The sequence below is a fragment of the Bacillus sp. FJAT-29937 genome (genome assembly GCF_001509555.1).
Taxonomy (GTDB): Bacteria; Bacillota; Bacilli; order Bacillales; family Cytobacillaceae; genus Cytobacillus.
This window is the reverse complement of the sequence record NZ_LMAS01000013.1, coordinates 80,655-88,865: the sequence shown is the minus strand read 5'-3', so window position 1 is coordinate 88,865 and position 8,211 is coordinate 80,655. Positions and strand designations below refer to the sequence as shown.

General features: G+C 36.7%; 7 protein-coding genes. 1 reads left to right on the top strand and 6 read right to left on the bottom strand.

The features are described from left to right. Positions 1-69: 69 nt before the first annotated feature. Positions 70-1,628, top strand: a protein-coding gene (locus AR328_RS23595; RefSeq protein ID WP_442854471.1) for an IS3 family transposase whose coding sequence is annotated in 2 segments (ribosomal slippage) — positions 70-712 and positions 712-1,628 — 1,560 coding nt in all. Because the reading frame shifts where the segments join, the coding sequence is not laid out codon by codon here. Between the two features lie 169 nt (positions 1,629-1,797). On the opposite strand, the gene pssA is transcribed toward AR328_RS23595, so the two are convergent. From pssA to AR328_RS20090, 6 genes are all read right to left on the bottom strand, one after another. Further along, positions 1,798-2,466 (bottom strand): CDP-diacylglycerol--serine O-phosphatidyltransferase, encoded by a 669-nt coding sequence (gene pssA / locus AR328_RS20115; RefSeq protein ID WP_442854473.1) that lies wholly within the window; start codon positions 2,464-2,466, stop codon positions 1,798-1,800. A gap of 233 nt (positions 2,467-2,699) precedes the next feature. Beyond that, the gene (locus AR328_RS20110) at positions 2,700-3,854 is read right to left on the bottom strand and encodes a thiolase family protein (RefSeq protein WP_066300825.1); all 1,155 of its coding nucleotides are present in this window, start codon (positions 3,852-3,854) and stop codon (positions 2,700-2,702) included. A 395-nt stretch (positions 3,855-4,249) separates the two neighbouring features. Beyond that, a complete protein-coding gene (locus AR328_RS20105; protein WP_066300822.1) occupies positions 4,250-4,777 on the bottom strand; it encodes an RNA polymerase sigma factor in 528 nt (175 codons plus the stop codon). Between the two features lie 16 nt (positions 4,778-4,793). Then, a complete protein-coding gene (locus AR328_RS20100) occupies positions 4,794-6,743 on the bottom strand; it encodes a DUF6449 domain-containing protein (RefSeq protein ID WP_231735044.1) in 1,950 nt (649 codons plus the stop codon). After that, a complete protein-coding gene (locus AR328_RS20095; RefSeq protein WP_066300816.1) occupies positions 6,718-7,617 on the bottom strand; it encodes an ABC transporter ATP-binding protein in 900 nt (299 codons plus the stop codon). Before AR328_RS20095 ends, AR328_RS20100 begins: the two co-directional genes overlap by 26 nt. Then, the gene (locus tag AR328_RS20090; protein WP_066300809.1) at positions 7,604-7,999 is read right to left on the bottom strand and encodes a GntR family transcriptional regulator; all 396 of its coding nucleotides are present in this window, start codon (positions 7,997-7,999) and stop codon (positions 7,604-7,606) included. Before AR328_RS20090 ends, AR328_RS20095 begins: the two co-directional genes overlap by 14 nt. Positions 8,000-8,211: the final 212 nt, after the last annotated feature.

The following is an 8,211-nucleotide window of genomic DNA, read 5'->3' as shown; positions in this document are numbered from 1 at the left end:
TGATATGCTCCCCATAAGGTAGACAGATTAAAAAATAAAAATCTGTTGAACCTTAGGGGGAGTTTTTTTATGTCAAAAATATCCCATTCTCTTATGTTTAAAATAGAGGTATTGGCGGCTTACAAAAATATAGATTGCTCACTTAAAGAATTCTGTACTAGGTATAAAATTTCTGTAAAAACTTTATATAGATGGATCAATCACTTTGAGAGGTTTGGGGAAAGTGGGTTAGAACCATCTACTTCATGGAAGAAGTACTCTAAGGTATTAAAGGAATCTGCTGTAAAGGATTATTTAACTGGCAATTTTTCTTTTAATGAAATTGTGCTTAAGTATGGAATCTCTTCTGATTCAGTCCTCCGGAAATGGATTAACAAGTATAATAGTCATAGAGTTTTAAAGGATACATCGGAAGGAAGGACAAGCTCTATGATTAAAGGGAGAAAAACTACTTGGGATGAACGGATTCAAATTGCACTAGATTGCCTAGGGAACGGAAAAGATTATCAAGTAACAGCTGAGACCTACGGGGTATCCTATCAACAAGTGTACCAATGGGTAAAGAAGTATGATGAGGGCGGAGAGGAAGCACTTAAAGATAAACGTGGAAGGAAGAAAGAAGAAGTTGAGTTAACTCCAGAAGAGAAAATAAAGCTTCAAATGAAAAAATTAGAACGAGAAAATGAACGGTTACGTGCAGAGAATTTATTCTTAAAAAAGTTAGAAGAGATCGAAAGGAGGCGAAGATAAGCCAAGTCCGATTTGAAGATAAGTATATTGCTATTCAGGAACTTCATAAGGAAGAGAATTTGAGCATTCTTTTACTTTGTGAAATTGCCGATATTTCACGAGCTGCTTACTATAAGTGGCTTAATCGTATACCTACGGTTCGAAAACTTCAGAATGAAGAAATTATTAAAGAAATGAAAGCTCTTCAAGAGAAAGTAGATGGAACCTTTGGATATCGTCAAATGACGTTACAAATGAATCGGAAGTTTAAAGCGAATTTCAATCATAAGAGAATATATCGACTAATGAGAATCTCAAATTTACGCTCGGTTATTCGGGTAAAGAAGAAACAATCATTCAAACGCTCTACCCCACAACATGTGGCAGAAAATATCCTAAATCGCGAGTTTACAGCTGAAAAGCCTAATGAAAAATGGGTTACGGATGTCACTGAACTTAAATATGGGACAAAGAAGGCTTATTTAAGCGCCATTCGTGATCTATACGATGGTTCGATTGTTAGCTATGTACTTGGGCATTCCAATAATAATAACCTTGTATTCAAGACGCTTGATCAGGCTACAATACTTTTGGATAGAGATCGCCCACTAATCCATAGTGACCGCGGATTTCAATATACCTCGAAGGGGTTTAAACGAAGAATAGACGCAGCAAAAATGAAGCAAAGTATGTCCCGAGTTGGTAGATGTATTGATAACGGACCAATGGAATCTTTTTGGGGAACACTTAAATGTGAGAAGTATTATAGGCATAAGTATAAGACATTTGAAGAACTTTCTTTAGCGATAAATGAATACATATATTTCTATAATCATGATAGGTATCAAAAACGATTAAACGGCCTTAGCCCTATGGAATATAGAGCTAAAGCCGCTTAGATCAATTTTATTATTACCACTGTCTACTTGACAGGGGGCAGTTCANAAACGATTAAACGGCCTTAGCCCTATGGAATATAGAGCTAAAGCCGCTTAGATCAATTTTATTATTACCACTGTCTACTTGACAGGGGGCAGTTCATAGGATTTACACTCTATTATCTATTTATTAATCATGCTTTTTACTCTTCCCTTTTACAAATCGATAAGCAAGATAAGCTATGTAAAGTGGAGTTGCGATATAAATTAAATATGGAAATTGGCCTTTTGTGCCTTTTATATAGATGATATACAGAATACACCCGAGGAACACCGTTACAATGGTCCCATACTTCGGAAGCGGGATTTCTTTAAGACTAGGAATTCTAATTTTACTAACCATTAAAAAACACATGCCTGTAAATACGACCGTTGTAAAAATATGAGGGATTTTATCTCCAAATAAAGTTAAAATCGCCAATATTCCTCCAGCAGCTGTTATAGGTACTCCGACAAAATAATTTAAGGAAGTCTTGCTGGAGCTAATATTAAATCTAGCTAAACGATAAGCACCAAACAATGGAAATAGCCCAGCAATGGCCATTCCTAAAAGGCCAAATTGAAAAAAATAAGTATAATATACTAAAAATGACGGCGCTACTCCAAATGTAACAATATCGGCTAGAGAATCAAGCTGTTTCCCTAATTCACTATCGACGTTTAACATACGGGCTAATCTTCCGTCCATGCTATCAAGCATCATCCCGATTAAAATTAAAATAGCTGCGTTCTTAAATTGTCCGGTTGCAGCAAAACCGACTGATAAAAATCCGCAATATAAATTTCCAAGAGTAACCATATTGGGAATTGCCTTATAAATTTTCACAAGTCTTAATCTCTCCTAACAATATTTATGTATATCATATGCCATTACTTTATTTCCACCCAAAATAATATGTAAAATATATTCCCTTTCAGCTTGCTAAAGAAGATTATAACACTTTTTTCCTTTATTTAAGCAAGCTCTTTATAAAAAAGGATTATAAAAGCATCGGAAATTGCACCGATGCTAAATAAAATAATATCGATATATCATGAATCGATTCTTTCTATAATTGTCGCATTCGCCATACCATGCCCTTCGCACATTGTTTGGAGACCATATCTTCCTCCTGTGCGTTCAAGCTCATACATCATTGAAACCATTAATCTTGCGCCGCTCGCTCCAAGAGGATGACCGAGTGCTATTGCACCGCCGTTTGGATTCAGTTTGGCAGGATTCGCACCCGTTTCCTTTAACCAGGCTAGCGGGACAGAAGCAAAGGCCTCATTTACTTCAAATACATCTATTTCATTGATTGATAATCCTGCCTTCTTTAATGCTTTTTCAGTAGCTGGAATAGGTCCGGTTAGCATTAAGGTTGGGTCCGAACCGACAACGGTTCTAGTGAGAATCCGGAATCTTGGCTTCAGTCCCAGTCCCTCTGCTTTTTCTCGGGACATAATTAATAATGCTGCAGCTCCATCACTAATCTGACTAGAGTTTCCTGCATGAATGACTCCATCCTCTTTAAACACAGTTTTTAAACCGCCAAGTGCTTCAACAGACGTTTCCGGCCGCGGTCCGGCATCCTCTGAGACAGTAATAGTTTCGCCGTTAGGCAGATTGACTTGAACAGGAACAATCTCTTTTGAAAAATAGCCATTGGCTTGCGCCCTCAATGCTTTTTGATGGCTATCATATGAAAATTGGTCCAATTCCTTTCGAGTAAATCCGTATGTTTCAGCTATTCTTTCTGCTGATAAGCCTTGATGAATCATTTCATGCTGGTCCATCAGCTGGTCACTAAATGGAACCCCCTGATAGCTGGAACCAATTGGTACACGTGACATATTCTCAACCCCGCCAGCAATGACAACATCCATATCACCAGCAATAATCGCCTGGGCAGCAAAATGAACAGCCTGCTGACTTGAACCGCATTGACGATCAATGGTCGTTCCTGGAACCTCAATTGGAAAACCAGCAATGAGGGAGGCCACTCTTGCAATATCGCCACTTTGTTCTCCAATTTGGGAAACACAGCCCAAGATAACATCGTCAATAATCGCTGGGTCTATTCCTGCTCGCTCGATTAATCCCTTTAAGCCTTGAGCAGCAAGATCATCCGCTCTAAAATTTTTAAAAAAACCATTTCTTCTGCCTACCGGTGTTCGAACGCCTTCCACAATAACCGCTTCCCGCATTCTTTCAACCCCCTATTAACTAATAAATCTAATTTCCATTCATTGTATTCAAAATCCTGCATAAAATTAGACTTACTTTGATAATTAACAGGCTTTTATTATTTACTATGGACACTATTGATGAGAACATAGTCTATTAAACTTGGTTCGGCAAGCAACTCGACCTCATTGCACTTTTCTTTTCCAGGTATTCACATAAATTTCTTTTCACGGGTAATGCAATCCCGTTTCTTTTACCTTGGACTCCTTTTTTTACTTTTCGCGGGTAATGCAACCTCGTTTCTTTTACCAGGAACCCCTCTTTTTCCTTTTCATTAAAAATATAGCATTTGGATATAGGGCTAGCATGAAAAATGGCCCGTGGAAAAATTATCCCAACGGACCTTCATTGATATTTATGCTAATCCCTTTTCAAGCAATATCGCCTTTAAATATTTTCGAATTCGATACAATTTCGTTTTAACTGTATTTTGGTTGAGCTTTAATAATTCAGCTATTTCTCTTTCCTTTAATCCATAATTAATCTTAAGTAAAAACACGTTTTTTTGATCAGGTGTAAGAGAGTTTATTACAGAATGGATTTGCTCATTTAAGAAATTTAGTTCTACTTCCTGCTCTACATCCTGATTCATAATCACGTTCGTATTCTCAAAATCTGTGTTTGCGGCCAATCTTTCTGTTGTTTTTCTTTCTTTTCGAATCACATCAATAGCTGTTCTCGTGGCAATGGACGACAGCCAGGCCCCCATTTTCTCTTTATCCTGAATCGTATCCATTTTTTGATACGCTTTGAGTAATGTTTCCTGAACAACGTCCTCAGCTAAATAATGGTCTCTCGTAATGCAATAAGCTGAATGAAAAATCCGCTTATAATACAAATCACAAATTTCTTTCATATTAATCGAGCAAGTATCCAATCTCATTCCCCTCCCTCACCTTCTATTCAAAATAACTCTTTACAAAATCTGGAACGTACTCACTGGAAAAGCTTTTTATATCGATATACCGATCATTTTTATATTTAATAGCAACAACATACGGTCCATCAATATAGCCCTTCGTATCCTTCAAAGTTGTTTCCAGCATCGTTTTATCTGTTACTTTAAGGACATTCCCGGACGATTCCATCTGCTTAAATACTTCCTCATGGGAATAGCCGCTATAATCGATATCTAGTTGTTCTTTTGGAGCAATGTAGAGCGTGTCAATATCTGAAGCATTAATTCTCGCATTCTCTAATATCCCTTTTTCGGCAAGCCACTGTTCAAACTTTTTATATGAAACTCGCCATTCCATCGTAACTGTTTTATCATTTCTTTGGAGAATTTCAATTACTGAATAGGCATCTCGATGATCCTGCATCTCTTCGTACGTTGCCTGATTAATCTCATCTTTTAAGATGGAGATCGCTTCTTCCATTTCAGATGGGTCGACAATGGTTGATCTTTTACTTATAGGACCGTACGGCTGAATTGATATCTTCTCGATCTGACCTTCTTTTACTTGAAAAATTTCATTTGTTGCCCTTTTATATTCTGGCGACTCATAAATTAACTTATAATATTGAGCATATTTATTTTTATCAATCTCATAGTTTCTGACGATTCTCTTCCCATTTTTAAGCTCATAGACAAAAAAGGCAGAATCTCTAGAAATTGTATTGTTACCTTTATTCGCTACGATTTCCTTATGAAGCCTCCTTATGAGCTCGATATTATCTGTATCCTCCAGATAATAGGGTTCAGCTTCAGTATCAGTAAATCGGTAATAGCTGTTTCCAAAATGGACACGTTCGATTTCACTCGTAAACGGAATATTTTTCTCATATTGAGTGAAATCAAATTGAAATAGCATGAAAAGAACAGCCATGGCAGAAACGTATATGAGAAATCCTCGAATATGAATGATAATTCTCCAAGATTTTTGTAATACCATTTCAGCTATAAAATAGCCTAGAATAGAACCAAATAAATAGCCTGCAATTAGCCAAAAGATGCCTCCGCCCATTTGCCCGAAGTACATTCCGCCTAATAACATGGAGCAAAATGTTGCCCCATATTTAAAGATTGGCTTCATAAATGGAAAAATGAGAGCCTGTGAAACCGCTTCAAGCCTTCTCTGCTTATAAATCCATAAGGATAATCCATAAAGTATGAAGATCAGCAAAATATAGATGATGATTTCTACCCATCCAATCGGCCGTCCGCTAATTAAGCTCATAGCGACCAAAGGCGAAAAGGACTCAATTTTGCTTGCCATAAAATATTGTTCAGGAAAGCCGTATAAGTAAAACGGCAAATTAAAGCCGAACAGGATAATCAGTCCAATTGGAAGAAGGAGAAGAATATAGGTTAACCCGCCTTGGACAACAGATAGTCCTGTTAACATCGCAACAAAGACTGATGCCATATAAATGACTAAATTAAACATAATCGTAAGGCCCAGCCATTGAAAAATATCACTCATCGTTAAAAATTCATGCAAATTGAAAGGTCTGTAGATGATTATTAGAATTATGGCATTTAAAATGACGGGTGTTATTAAAATGACGGCACCCAAAAGAGTGAAGATGTGATAAAGTCTCTCTCTTTTAATTGGCAAACTATGCATAAAATCGCTAAAATGCTTTACATGCAAAAAGCGAAATAAGAAAATAGCCAGCAGAACAGGCAGTGCTATAGTTAAAATACTTTGAATCTCAGCATTGTACCTAAATAAATTCTCAGCCCTATAAATATACTGATGCTCCTCGAATTTCGATGCTGTCATCAAAATATCTAATGGAACTAAAATAAATAATCCAAGAAAATAGACGATCGCTACCCATCCAACACTTCTCAAAATGGTTTTCCAAATCTCTTTGCTAACCAAGGATATTTTGGACTGCATATCCAACATCCCCCATTTCATAAATAAAAATTTCTTCTAAAGTAAGTGGAAGGATATCAAATATGATAGGATTATACTTTATGATTCTGGCTGTTATCTCTTCTTCTTTTCCATTCACAATATATAATTGTACACTTCCGCGCTTTTCCTTATGAAGGATTTTGATCTGGTCAAAAATTCCCGGCGGAGTCGGCCCGTTAAAAGCAACTTGAATTTTGTGGGTATCTGATTTCAGATCATCCAATTCTTTTTCAATCATTAAATTCCCTTTATGCATAATGCCAATGAAATCACATAAATCTTCAACTTCTCTTAAATTATGAGAGGAAATTAACACGGTCATTTCACGTTCAGCTACATCTTCAATTATTAGCCCTTTTACTTTTTTTCGCATAACTGGATCCAGTCCATCCATCGGCTCATCAAGAAGAAGAACATCAGGTTTTGTTGAAAGTCCAAGGATGAACGCAGCCTGTCTTTGAATCCCCTTTGAAAATTTATTAACCTTTTTATGTAAGTCCATATTAAATGCCCCGACTAATTCTTCAAAACGTTTCTGATCCCAAGATGGATACATATTTTGATAGAACTGCGCCATTTGTTTCACTGTATATTGTGGCAGAAAGTATGGAATATCCTGGATAAAGAATATTCTTTCCTTCACGTTAGGATTTTCATAAACTGGCATTTCATCGATGGTGATCGACCCATCATCTTGAATATAAATGCCTGTTATTAGCTTGAGTAGAGTTGTCTTTCCTGCTCCATTCGAACCAAGCAATCCATATATCGACCCTTTATTCACTGTTATATTCATATTCTCTATAGCTTCTAAGTCTTCAAATGCCTTGCGGACATTTCTAATTTTGATCATCTTCTATCCCTCCCCCGACTATCGCTTCAACCTCTTGAATGATTTTGTATAAATCATCTGCCGATATGCCTAAATACATCGCTTCAGAAATCAGCTTAACTAGCTCTGATTTCACCTTACTAAGCTTTTCTGCATTAGGCGAGGGACTAGCCGGACTAACAAAACTGCCTTTTCCTTTAATGGAATAGATATATCCTTGAACCTCAAGCTCTCGATAAGCTTTTTGGATCGTATTTGGATTTATAGTCAGCTGCTGGGCTAGCGTTCTCACTGAAGGTAGCTGTTCATCTGTTTTTAATATTTCTGTAATTATCAGCTCTTTAAGCCGCTCAACCAATTGTTCATATATTGGCTTACGGCTTCTCACATCCAGCTCAAACATTTTATGCCCCTCCAATCTGTACTTAGTGTACTACGATACATAGTACAGTTGATACAGTTAGGATTATATTATAAAAATGTGGAAAAGGGAATAGGTATTTGGAATTTTTTTGAACAAAAAAAGAGGCTGGGACATAACTAGCTTCAAATAGTGAGAAAGGAGAATTTGAGTGAACTCAAATTCTCCTTTCTCTATTTTTTGATATTAATTCT

Excerpts from the sequence above, each read along its gene's own strand:
- pssA (WP_442854473.1), bottom strand. The coding sequence starts at position 2,466 with ATGGTTACTCTTGGAAATTTATATTGCGGATTTTTATCAGTCGGTTTT.
- AR328_RS20110 (WP_066300825.1), bottom strand. The coding sequence starts at position 3,854 with ATGCGGGAAGCGGTTATTGTGGAAGGCGTTCGAACACCGGTAGGCAGA.
- AR328_RS20105 (WP_066300822.1), bottom strand. The coding sequence starts at position 4,777 with ATGAGATTGGATACTTGCTCGATTAATATGAAAGAAATTTGTGATTTG.
- AR328_RS20100 (WP_231735044.1), bottom strand. The coding sequence starts at position 6,743 with ATGCAGTCCAAAATATCCTTGGTTAGCAAAGAGATTTGGAAAACCATT.
- AR328_RS20095 (WP_066300816.1), bottom strand. The coding sequence starts at position 7,617 with ATGATCAAAATTAGAAATGTCCGCAAGGCATTTGAAGACTTAGAAGCT.
- AR328_RS20090 (WP_066300809.1), bottom strand. The coding sequence starts at position 7,999 with ATGTTTGAGCTGGATGTGAGAAGCCGTAAGCCAATATATGAACAATTG.